The organism is Rhodovulum sp. BSW8, from assembly GCF_003314725.1.
In the GTDB taxonomy this organism is placed as follows: Bacteria; Pseudomonadota; Alphaproteobacteria; order Rhodobacterales; family Rhodobacteraceae; genus Rhodovulum; species Rhodovulum visakhapatnamense.
In genome coordinates this window covers 26349-50307 of the sequence record NZ_QNVX01000050.1, presented here as the reverse complement: position 1 = coordinate 50307, position 23959 = coordinate 26349, and the positions used below count along the sequence as shown (strand labels likewise).

Sequence of the window (23959 nt, the reverse complement as noted above, 5' to 3'; positions counted from 1 at the left end):
TTCAACGCGAAGGATCGATTCGGATGACCCAGCCCCGCCTGCGCGGCCGCCCGCGCGCCTTTCACGACAAGACCGAGCAGAACACGGTCCGCGCGCTCGACCGGGCGATGGGACTGCTGGCGGCGCTGAGCGAAACGAAGGGGCTGACGCTTTCGGAACTGGCCGCGCTGACCGACCAGAGCCCGGCCACTGTCTACCGGGTGCTGATCACGCTGCAGGGGCACGACATCGTGGAACTGGAAGACGAGGCGCAGCGCTGGCATGTCGGGCCCGGCGCATTCCGGATCGGGTCGGGCTTTCTGCGGCGCACCAATGTCACCGAGCGGTCCCGGGCGGCGATGCAGGCGCTGATGCGGGCCACCGGCGAGACCGCCAATCTGGGGGTCGAGGATCGTGACGAGGTGCTGTTCCTGACCCAGGTCGAAACCCATGAGGCGATCCGGGCCTTCTTTCCGCCGGGGACGCGCGGGCCGATGCATACCTCGGGGATCGGCAAGGCGCTGCTGGCGCATCTGCCGCCCGTCCGGGTCGCGGCGATCCTGAAATCGAAGGGACTGCCGGGCTTCACGCCGCTGTCGATCACCGACGAGGCGGCACTGGGCGAGGATCTGGCCCGGACCCGGGCACGCGGCTATGCCATCGACGATCAGGAACGCGCCGACGGCATGCGCTGCATCGCGGCACCGATCTTCAACGCCCATGGCGAGCCGGTGGCGGGGTTGTCGGTTTCGGGACCCGCGTTCCGGATCCCGCTGGAGGCCGCGGCGCGGATCGGGACCGATGTCCGCGCGGCTGCGGATCAGGTCACGGCCGCAATCGGCGGCACGGTGGGTTTTCCGACTGCGGGGGAAAAATCCGCGTAGCGGATTTTTCGGGCCCGGGAGAAAACGAGTTTTCTGCGAAAACTCGGGGCCGGGCGGTCAGGGACGTCCCCAGCCCCCGCCGCCGGGAGTGCGGATCTCGAAGAGCGTCCCGGCCTCGAGCGCGACCTCGTCATTGCCCGCCCGCCGCTCGCGCCGGCCATCTGCCCATTCGACCCAGTTCTCGCCGACCGCCCCATCGCCGCCCCCGGCCGCGCCAAAGGGCGGAATGCGGCGGTGGGAACAGAGCGTCGTCACCGTCACCGGCTCGAGAAATCTCAACCGCCGGATCGCGCCCTCACCGCCCGCCCAGCGGCCCGCACCGCCCGAGCCCTTGCGGATCGAGAAGGACTCGAGCCTTACCGGAAACCGCCGTTCCAGCACTTCGGGGTCGGTCATCCGGGTGTTCGTCATATGGCTCTGCACCGCATCGCATCCGGCAAAGCCCGGCCCCGCCCCGGTGCCGCCCGCGATGGTTTCATAATTCTGGAACCGGTCATTTCCCCAGACGAAATTGTTCATCGTCGCCTGGCTGCCCGCGACGACGCCCAGCGCACCGTAAAGCGCGTTGCAGGCGGCCTGGCTGACCTCGGTATTGCCCGCGATCACTGCGGCCGGATAGGCCGGGTTGAGCAGGCAGCCCTCGGGCGCGATGATCCGCAGCGGCTTGAGACAGCCTTCGTTCAGCGGGATGTCGGCGCCCACCATCGTCCGGAAGACGTAAAGCACCACCGCGCGGCAGACCGCGAAGGGGGCGTTGTAATTGCCCTCGTGCTGGGGGCTCGTCCCGGTGAAGTCGATCACCGCCTCGCGCGCCCCGCGGTCCACCCGCACCGCGACCTCGATCGCGGCGCCATGGTCCATCGGATAGCGGAACCGCCCGTCCTTCAGCGTGCCGATAACCCGCCGCACGCTTTCCTCGGCATTGTCCTGGACATGGCCCATATAGGCGACCACCACATCCCGGCCGTAGCGGTCGACCACCTCCAGCAGCGCGCGCCGCCCGGTTTCGTTGGCCGCGACCTGGGCCTTCAGATCGGCCATGTTCTGCCTGACGTTCCGGCAGGGCCAGGGTCCCGAACGCAACACCGCCTCGGCCTCGGCCTCCAGGAGCCGCCCGCCATCGACCAGACGCAGGTTGTCGATCAGCACGCCTTCTTCCTCGATCCGCCGCGAGTCGGGCGGCGAAGACCCCGGCGTGCGCCCGCCGATATCGGCATGATGCCCGCGCGACCCCAGCCAGAACAGGATCTCGCCCTCCAGAAAGACCGGCGTCACCACGGTCACGTCGGGCAGGTGGGTGCCGCCGTTATAGGGCGAGTTCAGCATGAACGCATCGCCCGGCCGGATCGCGCCCGCATGGCCGCGCATCACCGTGCGGATCGAGTCGGACATCGAGCCCAGATGCACCGGCACATGCGGCGCATTGGCAACAAGATCGCCCCGCGCATCGAAGATCGCGCAGGAAAAATCGAGCCGCTCCTTGATGTTGACCGACCAGGAGGTGTTGGCAAGCGTGGCCCCCATCTGATCGGCCACCGACATGAAGAGGTTCGACATCACCTCGAGCAGCACCGGATCGGCCTCGGTCCCCATGGCGGGGGCGCGCTGGGCTGTGGCGCTGCGGGTCAGGATCAGGTTGCCCAGGCCATCGACCTCGGCGGCCCAGCCCGGCTCGACCATGTCGGTGCCGGTCGGTTCCGAGATGATGGCTGGCCCCTCGATCCGGGTGCCCGCCCCCAGCGAGGCGCGGGCATAAAGCGGCACCTCGACGGTTTCGCCGCCCAGATGCACCGCCACCCGGTCGGCGATTTCCGCACGGGCCTCGGGCGCCATGGCGGCAGGCGCCGCCCCGGTCTCGCCGATGGCCTCGACATCCAGCATGTCGACGATCAGAGCGCGCTCGGGCGAGGCAAAGCCAAAGCGCGCCCGGTGGACCTCTTCGAAATCGGCCTGCATCGCGGCAGCGGGGCCGAAGGGCACCTCCAGCGTCTGGTGCGAGCCCTCATAGCGCAGATGCGCGCGGACCAGCCTGCGGATCGCCCGCCTGGCCACGCCCTGACATGCGACAGCCTCCTCGGCCCGTGCGGTCAGATCGGCCAGCGCCGCCTCGGCCCCGGCCGTGTCGGACAGCGGCAGGTCGAGCTGGCCTTCCTCCATCGCCCGGATCTCGGCCAGCCCCATGCCATAGGCCGACAGCACCCCGGCGAAGGGATGCAGGAAGACCCGGCGCATGCCCAGCGCATCGGCCACCAGACAGGCATGCTGCCCGCCCGCCCCGCCGAAGCACTGCAGCGTGTAGCCGGTTACGTCATGGCCGCGTTGCACGCTGATCTTGCGGATGGCGTTGGCCATGTTGTCGACGGCGATGCGCAGGAAGCCCTCGGCCATGTCCTCGGGGCTGCGTTCGGGCGTGCCGGTCTCGGCCGCGACCTCGCGGGCAAGGGCCGCGAACTTCTCGCGCACCGCCGCAACGTCGAGCGGCTGATCGCCCCCGGGACCGAAGACGGCCGGAAAATGCGCGGGCGTCAGCTTGCCCAGCATGACGTTGCAATCGGTCACGGTCAGCGGCCCGCCCCGGCGGTAGCAGGCCGGGCCGGGATCGGCACCGGCACTTTCGGGGCCGACCTGGAACCGGCCGTCCTCGAACTTGCAGATCGACCCGCCCCCGGCCGCCACGGTGTGGATGTCCATCATCGGCGCGCGCATCCGCACTCCCGCCACCTCGGTCTCGAAGCTGCGCTCGAAAGCGCCCGCGTAATGGCTGACATCGGTCGAGGTGCCGCCCATGTCGAAGCCGATCAGCCGGTCGAACCCCGCAGCTTCGGCGGTCCTGACCATGCCGACGATGCCGCCCGCGGGCCCCGACAGGATTGCATCCTTGCCCTGAAAGAGCGCGGCATCGGTCAGCCCGCCATTCGACTGCATGAACAAGAGCCGCTCGCAGCCCCCCTGCCCCAGATCGAGCGCCTCCGCCACCCGGTCGACATAGCGGCGCAGGATCGGCGAGAGATAGGCATCGACCACGGTCGTATCGCCCCGCCCCACCAGCTTGATCAGCCGCGAGGCGCGATGGCTGACGGAGACCTGGGTGAACCCGATGTCGCGGGCGATTTCAGCCAGACGATCCTCGTGGACCGGGTTCAGATAGCCGTGCATCAGCGCGATGGCGACGGCGCGGATGCCCTTGCCACGGGCCGCCTCCAGCGCCTTGCGGGCGGCCTCTTCGTCAAGCGGCACCAGCACTTCGCCCTCGGCATCAAGCCGCTCGCGGATTTCGGCCACTTCTTCATAAAGCAGCTCGGGACGGCGGATATCGAGATCGAAAAGCCGGGGCCGCGCCTGATAGCCGATCCTCAGAAGATCGCCGAAACCCTCGGTAATCAGCAGCAGCACCCGTTCGCCCTTGCGTTCCAGAAGCGCGTTTGTGGCGACCGTGGTGCCCATCCGGACCGCCCCGATGGCGCCTCGCGGCAGCGGCTCGTCCGGGCCAAGGCCCAGCAGGTCGCGGATGCCCTGCACCGCGGCATCGGCATAGCGTTCGGGGTTTTCCGATAAGAGCTTGTGGGTCAAGAGCCGCCCATCGGGCCTTTGCGCCACCAGATCGGTGAAGGTGCCGCCCCGGTCGATCCAGAAATCCCACATGCCGCCCGCCATACCGTCCCCCGCCTGCCCCGTTCCCCTGGTCGCGGCACCTTGTCCGGGCCGCCCGGCCGAGGTCAAGGCCACATCCTGCGGCGGACATTTTTCCTCAATAATCGGAAATTTACCTTGCGTTCCGGGGAAGATATTCCGATCCTTGATGTTCAGATCGCAGGAGGCCCCGATGGCGCAGGATCAGACCCGGCACAGGCTCGACGCGCTCGACCGGCGCATCCTGGGCGAGCTGCAAGCCGATTCCGGCCAGTCGCTGGACGAGATCGCCCGCAAGGTCGGGTCATCCAAGACGCCGGTCTGGAACCGCATCCGCAAGATGCGCGAGGCGGGCATCATCCGGCAGCAGACGGTCATCGTCGATCCGAAGGCGCTGGACCGGGGGACCTGCTTCTTCGTGCTGATCCGCACCTCGGAACACGAGGCCGACTGGCAAAGGCGGTTCCTGCAGGCGCTGCTGAAGCGCCCCGAGGTGCTGGAGGCGCACCGGCTGGCGGGCGAGATCGACTATATCCTGAAGGTCCGCGTGGCCGATGCCACCGCCTATGACGTGTTCTATCAGGCGCTGATCTCGGACGTGCGAATCTTCAACGTGACGGCCCTGCTGTCGATGGAAGAGATCAAGGCGACGACGGTGCTGCCGGTCTGAACCTCAGGTCTGAGCCTCAGCCCAGCCTGCGCCCGGAGGCCGGATCGAAGAGATGCAGATCGGCCGGGTCGGCTGCCAGCGCCATGCGGTCTGCGACCGGCGCCTCGACCGCGGTCTGGGCGACCGTCGCCTGCCCACCGATCCGGCCATGCAAGAGCCGCGCGCCCCCCAGTTCCTCGACATAGTCGAGATGGAACGCGCCGCCCGGATCGGGCGACAGCCGCAGCGCCTCGGGGCGAAGCCCCGCCGTCACCGCCCCCCCGGGATGCGCCACCGCAGGGGCCAGCACCGCGTCGCCGACCCGAAGCGCGCCCGCCTCGACCGTCGCGTCGAACAGGTTCATCGCCGGCGCGCCCAGAAACCCCGCCACGAAGGTCGTGGCCGGATGCCGGTACAGATCGAGCGGCGCCCCCTGCTGTTCGATCCGGCCGCCATTGACCACCACCAGCCGGTCGGCGAGCGTCATCGCCTCGAGCTGATCGTGGGTGACATAGACCGAGGTCGTGCCCAGCCGCCGGTGCAGCTGCTTGATCTCGCCGCGCATGTGGATGCGCAGCTTGGCGTCGAGGTTCGACAGCGGCTCGTCGAACAGGAACGCGGCCGGTTCGCGCACGATGGCCCGGCCCATGGCGACCCGCTGGCGCTGACCGCCCGACAGCGCGCGCGGCTTGCGGTCGAGCAGGTCCGACAGTTGCAGGATGCGGGCGGCGATCGCGATCCGGCGGGCGATCTCGGCCTTCGGCATCCGCCGGTTCCGGAGCCCGTAGGCCAGGTTCTGCCGCACGCTCATATGCGGGTAAAGCGCATAGGTCTGGAACACCATGGCGATGTCGCGCTCGGCCGGTTCGCGCTCGTTCACGCGGGCGCCGCCGATGCGGATCTCGCCATGGCTGACCCGCTCGAGCCCCGCGATCATCCGCAGGATCGTCGACTTTCCGCAGCCCGAGGGGCCGACCAGCACCACGAATTCGCCGTCGCCGATCGCCAGATCGACGCCTTTCACCGCCTCGACGCCGCCGGGATAGACCTTGCCGAGGGATTCAAGCTCGATGGCCGCCATGGTCTATTTCTCCTGCTCGATCAGGCCCTTCACGAAGAGCCGCTGCATCGCGACGACGACCAGCACCGGCGGCAGCATCGCCAGCGTCGCGGTCGCCATCACATAGTTCCATTGCGGTTCGGCATCGGCCACGTCGACCATGCGCTTGATGCCCATCACGACGGTGTAAAGGCTTTCATCCGTGGTCACGATCAGCGGCCAGATGTACTGGTTCCAGCCATAGATGAAGAGGATCACGAAAAGCGCCGCCATGTTGGTGCGCGAGAGCGGCAGCAGGATGTCGCGAAAGAACTTCAGCGGCCCCGCGCCGTCGATCCGGGCGGCCTCGACCAGCTCGTCGGGGATCGTCAGGAAGACCTGGCGAAACAGGAACGTGGCCGTCGCCGAGGCGATCAGCGGCACCACAAGCCCGGCATAGCTGTTCAGCATCCCCAGATCGGCCACCACCTTGAAGGTCGGCACGATCCGCACCTCGACCGGCAGCATCAGCGTCACGAAGATCAGCCAGAAGGCCAGATGCCGGAAGGGAAAGCGGAAGAAGACGATGGCGAAGGCCGACAGGATCGAGATCGCGATCTTTCCCAGCGCGATGGACAGCGCCATGATCAGGCTGTTGCCCATCATCAGCCCCAGGGGCGGCGCGCCCGAGGTCGACAGCCCCGCGCCGAACATCTGCCCGTAGGTTTCGCGCCAGTGATCGCCCGGCCAAAGCGGCACCAGCCCCGACAGGAAGGTGGTCGAGGCATGGGTCGAGGCGACGAAGGCCAGCCAGACCGGAAAGGCCACGACCAGCACGCCAAGGATCAGGACGGCATGGGCCAGCGCGGTCAGGACGGGACGGTTTTCGACCATGGCGGGCCTCTCAGTATTGCACGCGCCGCTCGATGAAGCGGAACTGGATGAAGGTCAGGACCATCACGATCCCCATCAGCACCACCGACTGCGCCGCCGAGGACCCGAGGTTCAGCCCGATGAACCCGTCCTGATAAACCTTGTAGACGAGGATATTGGTGGCCTGGGCCGGGCCGCCCCCGGTGGTGGCGTCGATCACCGCGAAGGTCTCGAACATGGTGTAGGTGATGTTCACGACCAGCAGGAAGAAGGTGGTCGGCGACAAGAGCGGAAAGACGATGGTGACGAAGCGCTTGACCGGCCCGGCCCCGTCGATGGCCGCGGCCTCGCGCAGGCTTTGCGGGATCGCCTGCAGGCCTGCGAGGAAGAAGAGGAAATTGTAGCTGATCTGCTTCCAGGCCGAGGCCAGCACCACGAGGATCATCGCGTCGCCGGGCTTCAGGCGGTCGTCCCAGGCATAGCCCAGCCCGCCCAACAGATAGGGCAGGATGCCGATGGTCGGGTTGAACATGAACCACCACAGCACCCCTGCCACGGCGGGCGCGACCGCATAGGGCCAGACCAGAAGCGTGGTATAGCCGCGATGGCCCCGGATCACCCGGTCGGCCGACACCGCCAGCAACAGCGCCAGCCCGATCGACAGCGCGGCGACCGAGACCGAGAAGACCAGCGTGACCTTGAAGGAATTCAGATAGCCCGGGTCGTGAAAGAGCCGGGTGTAATTGTCGAGCCCGACGAAGCGCGTGGAAAGCCCGAACGGGTCCTCGCGCAGGAAGGATTGCCGCACGGCCTGACCGGCGGGCCAGAGGAAGAAGACGAAGGTGATCAGAAGCTGAGGCGCAAGAAGGAGATAGGGCAGCCAGGGGCTGCGGTAGGTCGCGCGTCTGCTTTGCATTTTCCGTCCCTTCCCGGCGAAGGAAACGGGCCCGCGCCATCGAGGTCGCGAGCCCGTGGGTTCGTTTCGTCAGTTCACGGCGTCGGCGAAGTCTTCGATCAGCGCGTTTCCGCGCTCGACCACTGCGTCCAGCGCCTGTTGCGAGCTCTTCTTGCCCGCCAGCAGCGACTGGAATTCCTCGTCGATGACGGTACGGATCTGCACGTAGTTGCCGAAGCGCAGGCCCTTCGAATTCGGGGTCGGCGGATTCAGCGTGATCTCACGGATGCCCATGTCGGCGCCCGGGTTCTGGTCGTAATAGCCCTGCGCCTTGCCCAGATCATAGGCCGCCTGGGTGATCGGCAGATAGCCCGAGAACTGGTGCCAGTCGGCCTGCACCTCGGGCGAGGACAGATAGCTGAAGAAGTCGGCCACGCCCTTGTATTCTTCCTCGGAATGGCCCCGCAGCACCCACAGAGTTGCACCGCCGATGATCGAGTTCTGCGGCGCGCCCTCGACATCGTCGTAATAGGGCATCATGCCGAAGCCGACCGGGAATTGCGAATTGGCCATGACGCCCGCGCGCGAGGCCGACGAGTTCATGTACATCGCGCATTCGCCCGCATAGAAGGCCGGCGCCGCGTCGCTGCCGCCGCCCGGGCCGCCATACTTGAAGACGCCCTCTTTCTGCCAGCGGGCGAGGTTGTCCCAGTGGCGCACCTGCACCGGACCGTCGACGGTCAGCTTGGCCTCGACCGAGCCGAACCCGTTCTCGTCGGTGCCGATCGGCTGGTTGTGCCAGGCCGACAGGTTTTCCAGCTGGACCCAGCTGATCCAGCCGGTGGTAAAGCCGCATCTGGCCGCCCCGCTGGCCAGGATCGTCTTTGACATCGCCTCGACATCGGCCCAGGTCGCGGGCGCGGTTTCGGGGTCGAGCCCGGCGGCGGCGAAGATGTCCTTGTTGTAGTAAAGGATCGGGGTCGACGAGTTGAACGGCATCGACAGCATGTTGCCGTCGGTATCGGTGTAATAGCCCACGACGGCCGGCAGATAGGCCTTGGGATCGAAGCTGGCCCCGGCCTCCTGCATCAGTTGATAGACCGGGTAGATCGCGCCCTTGGCGGCCATCATCGTGCCGGTACCGACCTCGAAGACCTGCACGATATCGGGCTGCTCGCCCGCGCGGAAGGCGGCGATGGCCGCAGTCATGGTCTCGGTATAGTCGCCCTTGTAGACCGGCACGACCTCATAAGTCTCCTGGCTGGCATTGTAGCCCGCGACGATCTGTTCGAGCTTGCTGCCAAGCTCGCCGCCCATGGCGTGCCACCAGGTCACCTGGGTCTTGGCGGCAGCCGCTGTGGCGGTCAGGGCAAGCGCCGCGGCGCCGGTAAGAAGAATGCGCGTCATGGAGTGATCCTCCCGCTGTTCTGGTTGCGACCCGCGCAGCCCTAATCTCCAATTGTAACGGTTTCTCTTCATTCGCGCGCAAAGCTGTGCAAGCGGAGTGCCGCAGGGGTGCGCCGCAACCGCACCGCCTTAAGGACATGATCCCGATGTAAAAATGCCGCGCGCTCGTGACAGAAGGTCGGACAGCTTACGGGGACAGGTCCCGACGGCAACGGCCCGGGACCTGAGGCATTTCTTTTGAATGCAGGGAAAACCTCGCGGCATCGCCGCGAAACCAGCCGCGCCGCGTCACGAACAATTAAAGAACCTTGCCTTAGGTAAGGTGCACCCATGGAGCTTCCGGACCCATCATGCGATTCTCCACCTCGATCCGTACAGCCATACTGGCCATCGTCCTTCTCGCCTCGGCCGTCATGCTGGGCCTGATCGGCCTGGCCTTGCATGTCGACAGCCTGAGGGACGCCGCAGAGGAACAGATCTCGCTGATCGCCAAGGAAGACAGGACCCTTGCCGATGTGGAGATCGGCCTGCTTCAGGCGCGCCGCGCGGAAAAGGACTTTCTGCTGCGTCACGAGGACAGCTTCGTCGACAAGCAGACGGCAGCGCTGGACGGGATCGCCCGCAATACCGAAGCGGCCGAGGCCCTGGGCAAGCGCGTTGGCGGTCTTGAAGCGTCCGAGCGTGACTTCGTGGCCTTGACGTCCGCGATCCGGACCTACGGAGAGGAGTTCGGCCGGTTGGTCGAGATCCGTCGCCGCCTCGGTTACGACGAAGAGAGCGGGCTTCAGGGCCAGTTGCGGAACGCGGTGCATGGCATCGAGGCTCGGCTGGAAGAAATCGGCAACCCTGAGATGCAGGTCAAGATGCTGATGATGCGCCGCCACGAAAAGGATTTCATCCTGCGTGGCGATCCCAAGTATCTGGACCGTCTGAATGCGCGCGTCGACGAATTTCACGCCTTCCCCGACAGCCTTTTCGCCGACGCGGCGCAGCGCCAGGAAATCGACCAGCTTCTCGCGACCTATCAGGGAGCCTTCACCGCCTTTGTCGAGGAAAACCTGGCCGAACAGACGCTGCGCGCGTCCCTTTCTGCCCATTACGCCGAAGCCGAGCCGATCCTTGCGCGGCTGGTTGCTACGGTCCGCGGCCGCGCCGACGAGGTCAACGCAACCGCCGCGATCGCCAAGGCGCGGGCCGAACGGCTGTCAAACTGGATCGGGGCGAGTGGGCTTGTCGTCTTTGTGGTGCTTGCGATCTGGCTTTCGTTCGCCATTTCGCGGCCGCTTCGCCGGATCGATATCGCCCTTCGGCAGATGATGAAGGGCGACTATACCCCGCATATCGGCACGTCGCGCATTTCTGAAACGGCGGCCATCGCCGCGGCCGTCGACAGCTTCCGCCATGAGTTGGCACAGAAGGACCGCCTCGACCGCGACATCTCCGAAGTGATCGATGCCTGCGCCGCCGGCGATTTCTCCAAGCGGCTGCCCGATCCCGGCGAAGACAGCAATTCGGCGGTGCTGGTGCGTGGCGTCAATGCCATCGGCGATGCTGCCCAGAAGGGCCTTGGCGACGTGTTGATCGTGCTCGACACGCTCAGCAAGGGCGATCTCACGGTGCACATGCCGTCCGGACACCATGGCGTGTTCAGCGAAATCTCGGAGTCCATCGACACGCTGGTGTCCAGCCTCTCGAGCATCCTGCGCCAGCTGTCCGCCAGCAGCGATCTTCTGAACAGCACGGCCCGCAGGATTGCCTCGGCCTCGGACGAGGCCTCGCATCGCGGCCAGAACTCTGCCGCGTCGCTGGAAGAAACCGCCGCCGCCCTGCAAACGCTTGCCAACAACGTGCGCGGGGCGGCCGACAGCGCGAAGAGCGCCGAACAATTCGTGGAATCCGCCCGAGACCGCGCCGAAAACACGCGAACCGTGGCCGACAAGACAGTGGGCGCGATCCGCCGGATCGAGGAATCCTCAAGCGCCATCGGCCGGATTACCGGTATGATCGAGGATGTAGCCTTCCAGACCAACCTGCTGGCATTGAACGCGGGCGTCGAGGCGGCCCGGGCGGGCGAAGCCGGCCGCGGCTTCGCCGTGGTGGCCTCGGAGGTCCGCGCCCTGGCCCAGCGCGCGACCGAAGCGGCGCGCGAGATTACCGCGCTGATCCGCAGCAGCGAGACGCATGTGGCCGATGGGGTGAAGCTCGTTTCGGACACGGTGGCCGCGCTGGGGGCAATTCAGGACTCGGTAACCAGCGTTTGCGACAAGGTGGCAGCCATCGCCGCCAATACCATCGAACAGTCGACCAGCATCACCGAAATCAACACCGCGGTCGGCGCGCTCGACCGCGATGTCCAGCAGAACGCGGCGATCCTGGATGAAACGGCGACGGCGGGCCAGATGCTCCGCAGCGAGGCCGACTCTCTGGTCGACCTGGTCAAGCAGTTCCGTCTGCCCGACGAATCGGAGGCGCAGTCACACCGCTTCGCGGCCGAGTGAGCGGGAAACGCGATCCGGGATTCCAGCCTTTGCCTTAAATGGCCAAGACGCGTTCAGGCCGCAACGATCCGGCCCGCCGATGAGACGGATCCTCCGGCCATCCCCGAACGCCAAAGCGAACTTATGACCCAGCCGCAGGGCTTTATCGGCGTGCCTCTGGATATCCACGGGGCGCGCCGGGAACTGCCAACGCGAGTGAAGTCGGTGCCGTTCCAGAGCCGCATCGCCAGCCCCGCTCCGGTCTTCCGGATCGCACGCCCAGAATGACCGGCGGAAGAAAGCGGGTTTCGCTTTCTCGAACAGGGTCCTCACGACCCATGCCCGGTCAGTCGGCTCTGCTGCTCCAGGTTCGCACGACTCGCGGTATCTCCCGGCGCACGGAACCTTGAGACGCGCTCGCCTGCTCCGATCCTGGCCATGCCACCGGTCCGCCGCCTCCGGGGAATCGCCGCCGGTCCGTGCCAAAGGTACTGGAAAGCTAACGGGTCCCGCGCCCACCCAGATCGAGACCGGCCTCGCTCTCCACTTGGGTTTCGGACCCGCCGGAGTGTTTCGCGTCGGTTTCGGCCGCACCGGCGGACGGCGTCGCGCCGATCCGGGTCACGAAATGGCGGATGATCAGCGCGTAAAGCGCCGCACACATGGCCAGCGTCGCGAAAAGCTGCAAGATGACGAGGATGGCCGCATGCGAGAGCCCGGTCAGCACGATGAGGTTCAACAGGATGCCGACCCCGAAGATCATCAGGAAGAATGGCGGAATTTGGCGAAGGGCCTTCATGCGTCGCAAGACTTTTTATTCGGTCGTCTCGAAGTTTAGGGCGAAGGGCCGGGCGGGCCAAGGGGGCGTGGCATGCGCCTGACTGCGGCCTTCTGGGTGCAGGCCTATCTGGCGCGGCTGCGGCTGGAGGGCATTCCGGCCTTTGTTGTGGCGCATGGCGACGACACGGCGGGAGCTGTATTGGTCAAGCTCAACACGCTCGACGGGCACGCCTGCGCCTTCCAGCGCGCTTTCGACCTGACCTCGGGCGATCGGCGGTGGATGGTGCTGGCCGAAGGCGACGAGGCCGCGGTCGATGGCGCGGTCGGGCGGCAGCGCGGATTCGACCCGGATCTCTGGGTGATCGAGGTCGAGGATCGGGGCGGCCGCCACCTGCTGGACGCCCCCGGCCTGGCATGACGGCACCGTTGCGTCATGGGTATTTCTGCCAAGAAGAAGACCGGAGCGGAGGTACGGCGGTGATCGAGTGGCATGACGAGGGTGTGGTTCTGTCGGCGCGACCGCATGGCGAAAGTTCGGCCATTGTCGAGCTTTTCACCCCGGGTCACGGCCGCCATCTGGGAGTGGTGCGGGGCGGTACGGGCCGCAAGCTGGCGCCAGTGCTGCAGCCCGGAGCGCAGCTTTCGGCGGTGTGGAAGGCGCGGCTCGAGGATCATCTGGGCGCCTACACGGTCGAGCCGCTGCGAAGCCGCCTTGGCCATGTGCTGGGCGATGCCGCGGCCCTGGCCGGGCTGGATGCGGTGACCGCATTGCTGGCCTTCGCCTTGCCAGAACGAGCGCCGCATCCGGGGCTTTACGCTCGGTCGGTCGCGCTGCTCGATCTTCTGGGCGCCCCCGGACCCTGGCCTTTGGCTTATCTGCGCTGGGAACTGGCGCTGCTGGAGGAGACGGGGTTCGGGCTTGATCTGAGCCGCTGCGCGGTGACCGGAGATCGCGACGATCTGGTCTATGTCTCGCCCCGGACGGGGCGGGCGGTCAGCACGGCGGGCGCGGGCGACTGGGCCGACCGGCTGTTGCCCCTGCCGCCCTGCCTTTTGGGACAAGCGCCGGTCCGGGACGGGGATATTGCCGACGGCTTGCGGCTGACGGGCCATTTCCTTGGCACCTGGCTGGCGCCTGCGCTGGGTGACCGGCCGCTTCCGGGCGCGCGGGCGCGGCTGGTGCGGCTCATGGCCCGCGTCGGCTGAGCGCTGCATTTGCTTTCCCGAGGGCCTGTGCTATCGACGCCGCCGAACGGATGTGAAGGGGCGGCCCGCATGGACGATCTCAGGCAGAAATATATCGGCGCGATTGCGGATGCGGCGGACGAGTCGGCGCTGGAAGAGCTGCGGCTGCAGGCCGTCGGCAAGAAGGGCGAGGTCAGCCTGATGATGCGCGAGCTGGGCAGGATGACGCCCGACGAGCGTCAGCAGATGGGCCCGAAGCTGAACGCGCTGAAGGACGAAATCAATTCGGCGCTGGCGGCCAAGAAGGCGGCGCTGGCCGATGCCGCGCTGAACGAACGGCTTCAGGCCGAATGGCTGGACGTGACGCTGCCCGGGCGGCCGCGGCGGCAAGGCACGATCCATCCGGTCAGCCAGGTCACCGACGAGATCACCGCGATCTTCGCCGATATGGGCTTTTCGGTCGCCGAGGGGCCGCAGATCGAATCCGACTGGTTCAATTTCGACGCGCTGAACATCCCGCCCGAGCACCCCGCCCGGCAGGAGCATGACACCTTCTTCATGTCCCGCGCCGAAGGCGACAACCGTCCGCCGCATGTGCTGCGGACCCATACCTCGCCGGTGCAGATCCGCGCGATGCAGGAGACCGGCGCCCCGATCCGGGTGATCGCGCCGGGCCGGGTCTATCGCTGCGACTATGACCAGACCCATACGCCGATGTTTCATCAGGTCGAGGGGCTGGCGATCGGCCGCGACATCTCGATGGCCAACCTGAAATGGGTGCTGGAGGAATTCTGCCGCGCCTTCTTCGAGGTCGAGGGGGTCGAGCTGCGGTTCCGCGCCTCGCATTTCCCCTTCACCGAGCCGTCGGCCGAGGTCGATATCCGCTGTTCCTGGGCGGGCGGCAGCCTGAAGATCGGCGAGGGCAACGACTGGCTCGAGATCCTGGGCTCGGGGATGGTGCATCCCAAGGTCCTGAGCGCCGCGGGCGTCGACCCCGATCAGTGGCAGGGTTTTGCCTTCGGCATGGGGATCGACCGGCTGGCGATGCTGAAATACGGCATTCCCGATCTGCGCGCCTTCTTCGACAGCGACCTGCGCTGGCTGCGCCATTACGGCTTTTCGGCGCTCGACGTGCCGACGCTGCAGGGCGGGCTCAGCGTCTGAGCCGGGCGGCGCGGCCCTAGCGCCGCGCCCGGGCCTCCTGCAAAAGCCGGGTGACATCGGTTTCTTCGACCTGACCGAAATCGGCGTAATGGGCGCCCACGGCGACGAAATGGCGGGGGGCTTCCAGAAAGATCAGCCGGTCGGTCAGGCCGCGCATCTTCCAGACCGTCTCCTGCGGGCCGACCGGCACCGCCAGCCAGACCTCGAGCGGGCCGCGATTGTGGAGCGCCCGTAGCGCCGCACGCGCGGTAGCCCCGGTCGCAAGCCCGTCATCGACGACGATGGCCGTCCGGCCCGAGACCTTTTCGGGCGTGCGGCCGCCCAGAATGCGGCGGCGCGCCTCGGCGATGTCGGCAAGCCGGGCCTCGACCTCGGGCGCGACATCGGCCTGGGTGAGCCCCGCGGCGGCCAGAATCTCGGCATTGAAGACGACCTCGCGCGCGGCGCCGTCGACCACCGCGCCCGCAGCCAGTTCCGGATTGCCCGGCATCCCGATCTTGCGCACGAAAGTCAGATCGAGAGGACAGCCCAGCGCCTCGGCCACGGGGGCCGCGACCGGCACGCCGCCGCGCGGCAGGGCCAGCACCACGGGGTTTTCCGGGGCCGCCGCCAGAACCTTTTCTGCCAGCAGCCGTCCGGCCGCATCGCGGGACTGAAACATTGCCTCACCCTCCCCCTGCGCGGCTCAGCGCCGGAGCGTGCCGCCCGTCGCCTTTTCAACCTTGGCCACGATCTTCTGACCGACAGCCTCGATGTCCTTCTCGGTCAGGGTCTGGTCGGTCGGTTGCAGCCGCACCGTGATCGCCAGCGACTTCTTGCCCTCGCCCAGCGCGCCGCCGACGAATTCGTCGAAGACCCGGACCTCCTCGATCAGCGCCTTGTCGGCCCCGGCCGCGGCATTGACCACGTTGATCGCCTCGACGCCCGCATCCAGCACGAAGGCAAAGTCGCGTTCCACCGCCTGCAGGTCCGAAACCGTCAGCGCATCGCGGGTGGCCCCCTTGCGGCGCGGCGTCGGCGGTTCCTCGACGAAGACAGTGAAGGCGACTGCGGGGCCCTTCACGTTCATCTCGGCCAGAACCTTGGGGTGAAGCTCGCCGAACGTGGCCAGCACCTTCTTGGGTCCGAGGCAGATCCGGCCCGAGCGGCCCGGATGCCACCAGCCCGGTGCCTCGCGCAGGATCTGCGCCCTGGCGGGGGCGCCGATGGCGGCCAGCACCGCCTCGCAATCGGCCTTGGCGTCGTAAAGATCGACCGGGCGGCGCGAACCGTAGGGATCGCGCGGGGCCGAGGCGCCGACCAGAAGCCCCGCCGCCTGGATATGCTGTTCGCCCGGTTCGGCGCCCTGGAAGGCGGGACCGACCTCGAACAGCGCCAGATCGGCAAAGCCGCGCGCCTGGTTCCGCGCCGCAGCCTGCAACAGCCCCGGCAGCAGGTCGGGCCGCATATGGCTCATCTCGGAAGAGATCGGGTTTTCCAGCGCCATCGCGTCGCTGCCGCCGCCGAAGAGCGCGGCACTGGCGCGGTCGACGAAGGAATAGGTGACGCATTCGTTATAGCCCAGCGCCGCGCAGGTCCGCCGCGCGGCCGAGGACCGGCGCTGCATGGGCGTCAGGATCGCGGTCGGCACGCCAGGCTGCGGCCGCGCCATCGGCCTGCCCTCGAGCTTCGTCAGCGAGGCGACGCGGGCCACCTCCTCGACCAGATCGGCCTCGCCCAGCACATCCGGGCGCCAGGAGGGCACATGAGCCATGTCGCCCTCCATCCGGAAGCCAAGGGCCGTCAGCGTGGCGCGCTGGGTCTCGGCCGGGATCTCCATGCCGACCAGGCTTTCGACCCGGTCGGTATCCAGCCGGTAGGCCCGCGCCACGTCCGGCACGGCGCCCGCGACCACCAGCTCGGAGGCCTCGCCGCCGCAGAGATCGAGGATCATCCGGGTCGCGGCCTCGATGCCCAGGGGCGTCCAGGCCGGGTCGATGCCGCGTTCGAAGCGGTAGCGCGCATCCGAGTTGATCTTCAGCGCGCGGCCGGTCATGGCGGTGCGGATCGGGTCGAAATAGGCCGCCTCGAGGAAGACATCGACGGTCTCTTCGGTGCAGCCGGTCGCCTCGCCGCCCATCACGCCGCCCAGGCTCTCGACGCCGGTTGCGTCCGAGATCACGGTCATGCCGGGGTCCATGACATAGGTCTTGCCGTCGAGCGCGAGGAACTCCTCGCCGCCCTCTGCGGCATGGACCCTGAGCCCTCCGGCGAGCTTGGCGATGTCGAAGACATGCAGCGGGCGGTTCATGTCATAGGTGAAGTAGTTGGTGATATCGACCAGCGCCGAGATCGGCCGGAGCCCGATCGCCTTCAGCCGCTGTTGCAGCCATTTCGGCGAGGGGCCGTTCTTCACGCCGCGGATCGCACGGCCGTAGAAGACCGGGCAGGCGCGTTCCCGGGTCTCGGGGTCGATGGTGACGTCGACCGGACAGGGGAAGCTGCCTGCGACGGGCGCCACCTCGACCGGTTTCAGCCGCCCGACGCCGCGCGCGGCCAGATCGCGGGCGACGCCATGGATGCCCAGCGCATCGGGCCGGTTCGGCGTGATCGCGATCTCGATCACCGGATCGACCTTGGCCGGATCGTTCGCCGCCAGCCAGTCGACAAAGCCCTGCCCGACCTCGCCCGAAGGCAGCTCGATGATGCCGTCATGTTCGTCCGACAGCTCCATCTCGCGTTCCGAACACATCATGCCATGGCTTTCGACGCCACGGATCTTGCCGACCTGGATGGTGGTGTCGATGCCCGGGATATACATGCCCGGATGGGCGATCACGACGGTGATGCCCTCGCGCGCATTGGGCGCGCCGCAGACGATCTGTTTCTCGCCCTGCCCGGTCGCGACCTGACAGACCCGAAGCCGGTCGGCATCCGGATGCTGTTCGGCCTTCAGGACCTTGCCGATGGTGAAGTCCTGCAATGCCCTGGCCGGGTTCTCGACGCCCTCGACCTCGAGCCCGAGGTCGGTCAGCGCATAGAGGATCTCGTCGAGCGTGGCCTCGGTCTCGAGGTGCTCCTTCAGCCAGGACAGGGTGAATTTCATCGTGGATGAGCCTTCTGGGGTCGCGGGTCGGGCCTGTCTCTAGCCCAAAGGACCGTGCGGCGAAAGGGGCTAGGCCCGGCGACCGGCGTGGCGGGCCGGGCGGTGCCGCCGCGCGGTCAGGCCCCGGGGCAGGTCAGCCTGGCATAGGCCACCGCCGGATCGCCCCTGAGCGTATCGGGCCGGATCGCGCAGCCGGAGCCGGTCTCGATCGCGCGGAACGCCCGGGCCATCGTGCCCGCGCGGTATTCACGGTTGAGCCGAATCGCCTGCGCCTCGCCCCCCTTGCGGCGCACGGCGAAGCGCGAGCCGTCGATTTCGACCATGACCGGGGGAATGCCGGCATAGTCCATGCCCGGCGAGTCGCAGGCCGAAACGACGAGAATCAGGGCAATGCACAGAATGCGGACCATCCTCCAAGCTCCTCCGAACATGGTTTACGTTAAGTAAACGTGCGGTTGGCGCCACAGTCGGCAGGAGTCCTGCAGGGTATGCCCGCCCGCGCCCGCAGCCGTCTTGCGCGGACCGGGACCCGGCGCGAGCATGGTGAAAAAAGACCAAGGAGCAGGCAAATGAAAACCATCGGCATACTGGGCGGCATGTCGGCCGCCTCGACGGCACTATATTACGACGTGCTGAACCGGGGCGCGCGGGCGCGGCTGGGCGGATTGCACTCGGCGGATCTGCTGATCCGCTCGCTCGACTTTGCCCTGGTCGAGGAAATGCAGGCGGCGGGCGACTGGGACGCGGCGGGTCTGATGCTGAACCGCGAGGCCCGGGCGTTGGAAGCGGGCGGCGCCGATTTCCTGATGCTGGCGACCAACACCATGCACAAGCTGGTCGAGTCGATGCTGGACGGCGTGTCGATCCCGTTCCTGCATATCGCCGACGCGACCGCGCATCAGATCAGCGCGGCGGGGCTGAAACGGCCGGGACTGATGGCGACCGCCTATACGATGGAGCAGAGCTTCTACACCGACCGGCTGCGCACCGCCGGGCTGGACCCGATGTTGCCCGGCCCCGAGGACCGGGCCGAGACCCACCGCATCATCTATGACGAGCTGTGCGTCGGCATGGTGCGCGAGGAAAGCCGCCAGAGCTATGTCGAGATCGCCGGGCGGCTGGCCAAGCGCGGCGCCGATTGCGTGATCCTTGGCTGCACCGAGGTGGGCCTGCTGCTGAACGCCGCGAACGCGCCGCTGCCGGTCTTCGACACGACCGAAATTCACTGCGCCGCCGCGCTGGAACTGGCTTTGGCGGCCTGACCGCTCAGCCAGTTTTCGCCGCCTCGCCCAGCGCCCGCGCCTCGGACAGGGTCAGCCCGGTGGCCAGGGCCTCGGGGTCCAGCCGCAGCTCGATCACGAAGGGGCGGTCGGCCCCCAGCGCCTGCGCCAGCGCCTCGGGGAAGGCCGCCTGATCGGTCACCGTCACCCCGTCGCCGCCATAGGCCCGGGCCAGCGCCGGGAAGTCGGGATTGGCCAGATCGGTGCCGCTGACCCGGCCGGGATATTTCCGTTCCTGATGCATGCGGATGGTGCCGTAGCGGCCGTTATTGGCGACGATCACCACGATATTCGCGCCGTGCTGCACCGCCGTCGACATTTCGTTCAGGGTCATCTGGAAACACCCGTCGCCCGCGAGGCAGACCACCGGAACGTCGGGCCGCGCCAGCTTGGCCGCGATTGCCGCAGGGAAGCCGTAGCCCATCGATCCCGAGGTCGGCGCCAGCTGGGTGCCGGGCCCGCGATAGCGGAAATAGCGGTGCAGGAAGGCCGCGTAATTGCCCGCGCCATTGGTCAGCACCGCCGTTTCCGGCAAGGTCTCCGACAGGTGGGTCACGACCTCTTCCATCCGCACCGCGCCCGGCGTCGGCTTCGGCGCGGTCCAGGCCTCGTAATCCGCGCGGGCGGCGCGGGTCCAGGCCGACCAGCGCGGCGGCGTGGACGGCCCGTCCGCCCGCGCCAGCGCCGCGACCACATCCGGCGCGGTCAGCGCGATGCCCGGATCGGGGCGCCAGACCCGGCCAAGCTCGTCGGGGTCGGGATGGACATGCACGACGCGCTTGTCCTGCATGGCCGGGTCCATCAGCGAATAGCCCGCCGTCGCGGTATCGCCCAGCCGGGTGCCCAGCGCGATCACCAGATCGGCATCCCGCAGACGCTGGCCCAGCACCGGGTTCATGCCAACGCCAAGATCGCCGACATAGTTCGGGTGGCGGTTGTCGAGCCGGTCCTGACGGCGGAAGCTGACCGCGACCGGCAGGTCACGGCGTTCGGCGAAGATCGCCAGATCGGCCGCCGCCTGCGCCGACCAGTGCGGCCCGCCGACAACGACCAGCGGCCGCTCGGCCTCGTCCAGGGCGGCGAGAACCGCAGCCACCTGCGCCGGGGTCGGGTCGGGCTCGGGCCAGACCCGGGCCGGAATGTCGGGCACCTCGGCAAAGCCGCTCAGCATGTCCTCGGGCAGGGCCAGCACGACCGGCCCCGGGCGCCCCGATTGTGCCGCATGGAAGGCGCGCGAGATGTATTCGGGCAGCCGCCGCGTCTCGTCGACCTCGGCCACCCACTTGACCAGCGGCCCGAAGAAGCGCCGGTAGTCGAGTTCCTGGAATGCCTCGCGGTCGCGGTCGCTGCGCGCGATCTGGCCGACGAAGACCACCATCGGCGTCGAATCCTGCCGCGCCACATGCAGCCCGCTGGCGGCGTTGCAGGACCCCGGACCACGGGTGACGAAAAGCACCCCGGGCCGGCCGGTCAGCTTGGCATGGGCCTCGGCCATCATCGCCGCGCCACCCTCGTGGCGACAGACCACATTGGGAATGCCCACATCGTAAAGCCCGTCGAGGGCCGCGAGAAAGCTTTCGCCAGGGACCGAGAACACCCGCTCCACTCCCTGGATCGCCAGCTGATCGGCCAGGATCTTTCCGCCATGACGCCGCATGTTTTTCCCTTTCCTCCGCTCCCCATCGGGCGCAGCCTGCGCCAAGCCTGCGGCAGGAGCAAGGCGCGCCGCTGCGGACGGCAACCGAATGGAGAGGACAGATGTCGGACCACAAGCTGCTGGGAATTGCCGGAGCGCTGCGCAAGGCGTCGTATAACCGGATGCTGCTGCGCGAGGCGGCGCGGATCTTCGATCCGGCCGAGTTCGTCGAGGCCGACCTTCGGCTGCCCCTCTTCGATCAGGATCTGCAGGACGAGGCGGGCATTCCGCCCGAGGTCCAGCGCCTCGCCGATCAGATCGCCGCGGCCGATGCCGTGGTGATCGCGGGCCCCGAATACAACAAGAGCATCAGCGGCGTCCTGAAGAACGCGCTCGACTGGGTCAGCCGGACCGAGGGCAATCCCTGGGCCGACAAGCCGGTGGCCATCGTTTCGGCGGCGGGCGGCCGGGCCGGGGGCGAGCGGACGCAATTCGCACTCAGGCTGTGCCTGGTGCCGTTCCGGGCGCGGGTGCTGGCCGGACCCGAGGTTCTGGTGGGGCAGGCTCCCGGCCAGTTCGACGCCCAGGGGCGGTTGACGAACGAAATCAACCTCAAGGCTCTCGAGACCCTGATGCAGGCGTTGAAAACCGAAATTTCACCAGCTGTCGGGCATTAATCACGGGCGCGCATGCGCGTTGCGCGAAAACTGTTGAAAAGCTAGGGTCCCGCTTATGGAAGACGCCGTTGGAAAGTCGCAGGTCGCCACGGATGTGCTCGATCCGACCCGGATCGTGGCACTGTTCCTTGCCCTCGGCCTCGACGGCAAGCCACCGGGACATTACGACCCGCTGCCGCCCTATTTCCACCAGGTCTATTTCTGGGACGTGCACCGCCCCGAAGACCTTGGGCGCGACGGCCATCCGCATATCGGCGGCGACGGGTTCATTCCCGATCTGGGCCTTCCGCGGCGGATGTGGGCCGGCGGACGGCTGACCTTCTTCGGCCCGCTGCGCCAGGGGCTGCCGGCGCAGAAGACCTCGACCATCGAGAAGGTCCAGATCAAGACCGGCCGGTCGGGGCCACTGGCCTTCGTCACGCTGCGCCACGACATCGTCGAGGGGGGCATGCTGCGGGTCACCGAATACGAGGATCTGGTCTATCTGCCCGATCCCGACCCTGCCCGCCCGCGCCCGCCCGCCCCCGCGGCGCCCGAAGTCTGGGACGACGCGATCGACCTGACCTTCACGCCCACGCTCCTGTTCCGCTATTCGGCGCTGACTCTGAACGGTCACCGCATCCATTACGACCGTGACTATTGCCAGCGGGTCGAAGGCTATCCGGGTCTTGTGGTTCATGGCCAGCTTCTGGCGCAGTTCCTGATGCTGCGGGCCAATGCCCATGGCACGATCCGGCATTTCAGCCTGCGCGCCTATGCGCCGGTCTTCGATTTCGAGACGGTGCAGCTCTGCCGCGCGGGCGATCGCTACTGGATCCGCGGCGAGGACGGGCGGCTGGCGGTGATGGGCGAGGCCGTCTTCGCGCCCAGTTCGCTGTGACCCGGCCCTGGGGTCAGGATTCATAACCAGCAGATGACGACCGCTGCGAGGGCGCTGGCGGAGAGGAACACCTTGGGACAGCGATCGTAGCGTGTCGCCACGCGCCGCCAGTCCTTGGCCTGCCGAACATGATCTCGATGCGGTTGCGCCGCTTGTATCGGCGCCTGTCGTATTTGACCGGGGTCTTGCGTTGCTTTCTGCCGGGGGTGACGGGCGACAGGATTTGATCCAGTGGATCAAATCTGCCCCGAACGGCGCGTATCCCTTTGTCTTTCAACGCGTCTGTGAACCAGTCGGCGTCATGGCCGCGATCCCCGAGCAACCAGCCGACCTTTGGCAGGGGGCCGAGCAGTGCCCGCGCGCCGATGTCGTCGCTCACCGGTCCTGCCGTTACGAACAGGTTGAACGGCCGTCCCTTGCTGTCGCAGATGGCGTGCAACTTGGTGTTCATGCCGCCAGTTCTCAGGAAAACGATCCCCCGGATCGTTTTCCTGAGAACTCCGCCTGATCGGGCGGCCCCCCTCTTTCGCGGCCATGCCGGTCGCTGTGCGGGGCGCCTTCAGATAGGTCGCATCGATCATTACGGTCTTCTGCTCGCCGTGTTCGGCCGCCAACCCGGCCATCATCCTGGCGAAGATGCCTTTCTCGCTCCAACGCTTCCACCGGCTGTACAGCGTCTTGTGCGGTCCGTAGGCTTCGGGCGCGTCGCGCCAGCGCAAGCCATTGCGATTGAGGAGGATAATCCCGCTCAAGACCCGTCTGTCATCGACCCGAGGCTTGCCGTGGGACTTGGGGAAGAAAGGGGCAAGCTTGGCCATCCGCTCGTCGGCCAGTACAGGTCGCGCATGTCACCGCTCCGTTGTACAGGCCGTGAATCACGCAGCGCGTCGAAAATCAATGCATCCTGACCCTAGCGCTTGTAGGGAGCCATGCCCGCCCGGGCCAGTTCGTCGGCGCGTTCGTTCTCGGGATGACCGGCATGACCCTTGACCCAGGTCCAGATCACCTTGTGGCGGGCCTGCGCCGCATCGAGCCTTTGCCAAAGCTCGACATTCTTCACGGGCTTTTTCGCTGCGGTCTTCCAGCCGTTCTTCTTCCAGCCGTGAATCCAGCCGGTGACACCATTCTTCACATAGGCGCTGTCGGTGACGACGGTGATTTCGGACGGGCGGCTCAGGCTTTCCAGCGCGCTTATCGCGGCCAGAAGCTCCATCCGGTTGTTGGTGGTCGCCGCCTCGCCGCCCGAAAGCTCGCGCTGCTTGACCACGGCATCGCCCTCGCGCGCCAGCAAAAGAACGCCCCAGCCGCCCGGTCCCGGGTTTCCGCTGCAGGCACCGTCGGTATAGGCGAAAAGCTCGGCCATGATCCTGTCCTTCCTGGTCCGGAGGGTGTAGGGTGCGGCGCGCGCGGGGTCAATCGGCGCCCGTCGCTGACCCGGG

At 67.4% G+C, this 23959-nt stretch carries 20 protein-coding genes and 1 pseudogene; 9 read left to right on the top strand and 12 right to left on the bottom strand.

The genetic code is table 11. The annotated features are described in order from the left end of the window. Positions 1–23: 23 nt before the first annotated feature. Positions 24–863, top strand: coding sequence for an HTH-type transcriptional regulator BhcR (bhcR, locus tag DSD19_RS18060; protein ID WP_113670617.1), 840 nt, complete (start codon positions 24–26; stop codon positions 861–863). Positions 864–920: 57 nt separating this feature from the next. Here bhcR and DSD19_RS18055 read toward each other — a convergent pair whose 3' ends face one another. Beyond that, positions 921–4505, bottom strand: a complete 3585-nt coding sequence (locus DSD19_RS18055; RefSeq protein ID WP_113670684.1) for a hydantoinase B/oxoprolinase family protein — start codon at positions 4503–4505, stop codon at positions 921–923. Positions 4506–4686: 181 nt separating this feature from the next. Between DSD19_RS18055 and DSD19_RS18050 the strand changes: the two genes are divergently transcribed. Beyond that, positions 4687–5163 (top strand): Lrp/AsnC family transcriptional regulator, encoded by a 477-nt coding sequence (locus DSD19_RS18050; protein ID WP_113670616.1) that lies wholly within the window; start codon positions 4687–4689, stop codon positions 5161–5163. A 16-nt stretch (positions 5164–5179) separates the two neighbouring features. On the opposite strand, the gene ugpC is transcribed toward DSD19_RS18050, so the two are convergent. From ugpC to ugpB, 4 genes are all read right to left on the bottom strand, one after another. Next, the gene (gene ugpC, locus DSD19_RS18045) at positions 5180–6223 is read right to left on the bottom strand and encodes a sn-glycerol-3-phosphate ABC transporter ATP-binding protein UgpC (protein WP_113670615.1); all 1044 of its coding nucleotides are present in this window, start codon (positions 6221–6223) and stop codon (positions 5180–5182) included. Positions 6224–6226: 3 nt separating this feature from the next. Next, positions 6227–7075, bottom strand: a complete 849-nt coding sequence (ugpE, locus tag DSD19_RS18040; protein ID WP_113670614.1) for a sn-glycerol-3-phosphate ABC transporter permease UgpE — start codon at positions 7073–7075, stop codon at positions 6227–6229. A gap of 10 nt (positions 7076–7085) precedes the next feature. Beyond that, positions 7086–7970 (bottom strand): sn-glycerol-3-phosphate ABC transporter permease UgpA, encoded by an 885-nt coding sequence (gene ugpA / locus DSD19_RS18035; protein ID WP_113670613.1) that lies wholly within the window; start codon positions 7968–7970, stop codon positions 7086–7088. A gap of 69 nt (positions 7971–8039) precedes the next feature. Next, on the bottom strand, positions 8040–9356 hold the full coding sequence (gene ugpB / locus DSD19_RS18030; protein ID WP_113670612.1) for a sn-glycerol-3-phosphate ABC transporter substrate-binding protein UgpB: 1317 nt from the start codon (positions 9354–9356) through the stop codon (positions 8040–8042). 350 nt (positions 9357–9706) lie between these two features. Between ugpB and DSD19_RS18025 the strand changes: the two genes are divergently transcribed. Next, positions 9707–11854, top strand: coding sequence for a methyl-accepting chemotaxis protein (locus DSD19_RS18025; RefSeq protein ID WP_113670611.1), 2148 nt, complete (start codon positions 9707–9709; stop codon positions 11852–11854). 478 nt (positions 11855–12332) lie between these two features. Here the strand turns inward: DSD19_RS18025 and DSD19_RS18020 are convergent, their stop codons facing one another. Beyond that, entirely contained in the window at positions 12333–12596 is a 264-nt protein-coding gene (locus tag DSD19_RS18020) for a hypothetical protein (RefSeq protein WP_133260467.1), read from the bottom strand. Positions 12597–12704: 108 nt separating this feature from the next. Here DSD19_RS18020 and DSD19_RS18015 point away from each other — a divergent pair, with 108 nt between their 5' ends. The 3 genes from DSD19_RS18015 (at position 12705) to pheS (ending at position 14962) form a co-directional block, all read left to right on the top strand. After that, positions 12705–13031, top strand: coding sequence for a DUF1491 family protein (locus DSD19_RS18015; RefSeq protein ID WP_075787210.1), 327 nt, complete (start codon positions 12705–12707; stop codon positions 13029–13031). A 62-nt stretch (positions 13032–13093) separates the two neighbouring features. Beyond that, positions 13094–13819 (top strand): DNA repair protein RecO, encoded by a 726-nt coding sequence (gene recO, locus DSD19_RS18010; protein WP_075787692.1) that lies wholly within the window; start codon positions 13094–13096, stop codon positions 13817–13819. 69 nt (positions 13820–13888) lie between these two features. Then, a complete protein-coding gene (gene pheS, locus DSD19_RS18005) occupies positions 13889–14962 on the top strand; it encodes a phenylalanine--tRNA ligase subunit alpha (RefSeq protein WP_113670609.1) in 1074 nt (357 codons plus the stop codon). A gap of 16 nt (positions 14963–14978) precedes the next feature. On the opposite strand, the gene DSD19_RS18000 is transcribed toward pheS, so the two are convergent. From DSD19_RS18000 to DSD19_RS17990, 3 genes are all read right to left on the bottom strand, one after another. Next, positions 14979–15623, bottom strand: coding sequence for a phosphoribosyltransferase (locus tag DSD19_RS18000; RefSeq protein WP_113670608.1), 645 nt, complete (start codon positions 15621–15623; stop codon positions 14979–14981). A gap of 24 nt (positions 15624–15647) precedes the next feature. Continuing rightward, the gene (pheT, locus tag DSD19_RS17995) at positions 15648–18047 is read right to left on the bottom strand and encodes a phenylalanine--tRNA ligase subunit beta (protein WP_113670607.1); all 2400 of its coding nucleotides are present in this window, start codon (positions 18045–18047) and stop codon (positions 15648–15650) included. A 116-nt stretch (positions 18048–18163) separates the two neighbouring features. Beyond that, entirely contained in the window at positions 18164–18457 is a 294-nt protein-coding gene (locus DSD19_RS17990; RefSeq protein ID WP_113670606.1) for a hypothetical protein, read from the bottom strand. Positions 18458–18616: 159 nt separating this feature from the next. Here DSD19_RS17990 and DSD19_RS17985 point away from each other — a divergent pair, with 159 nt between their 5' ends. Further along, on the top strand, positions 18617–19309 hold the full coding sequence (locus DSD19_RS17985) for an aspartate/glutamate racemase family protein (protein WP_113670605.1): 693 nt from the start codon (positions 18617–18619) through the stop codon (positions 19307–19309). A 4-nt stretch (positions 19310–19313) separates the two neighbouring features. Here the strand turns inward: DSD19_RS17985 and DSD19_RS17980 are convergent, their stop codons facing one another. After that, the gene (locus DSD19_RS17980; RefSeq protein WP_113670604.1) at positions 19314–20984 is read right to left on the bottom strand and encodes a thiamine pyrophosphate-binding protein; all 1671 of its coding nucleotides are present in this window, start codon (positions 20982–20984) and stop codon (positions 19314–19316) included. A gap of 101 nt (positions 20985–21085) precedes the next feature. Here DSD19_RS17980 and DSD19_RS17975 point away from each other — a divergent pair, with 101 nt between their 5' ends. After that, complete coding sequence (locus DSD19_RS17975; RefSeq protein WP_075787217.1) at positions 21086–21640, top strand: NADPH-dependent FMN reductase; 555 nt, start codon at positions 21086–21088, stop codon at positions 21638–21640. Positions 21641–21695: 55 nt separating this feature from the next. Beyond that, positions 21696–22520, top strand: a complete 825-nt coding sequence (locus DSD19_RS17970) for an acyl dehydratase (protein WP_113670603.1) — start codon at positions 21696–21698, stop codon at positions 22518–22520. A gap of 20 nt (positions 22521–22540) precedes the next feature. Here DSD19_RS17970 and DSD19_RS17965 read toward each other — a convergent pair. Together DSD19_RS17965 and rnhA are read right to left on the bottom strand one after the other, a co-directional pair. Continuing rightward, a pseudogene (locus DSD19_RS17965) lies at positions 22541–23353 on the bottom strand (IS5 family transposase). 77 nt (positions 23354–23430) lie between these two features. After that, positions 23431–23883: a ribonuclease HI gene (rnhA, locus tag DSD19_RS17960; RefSeq protein WP_075787220.1), complete on the bottom strand. Its 453-nt coding sequence runs from the start codon at positions 23881–23883 to the stop codon at positions 23431–23433. Between the last annotated feature and the right edge of the window lie 76 nt (positions 23884–23959).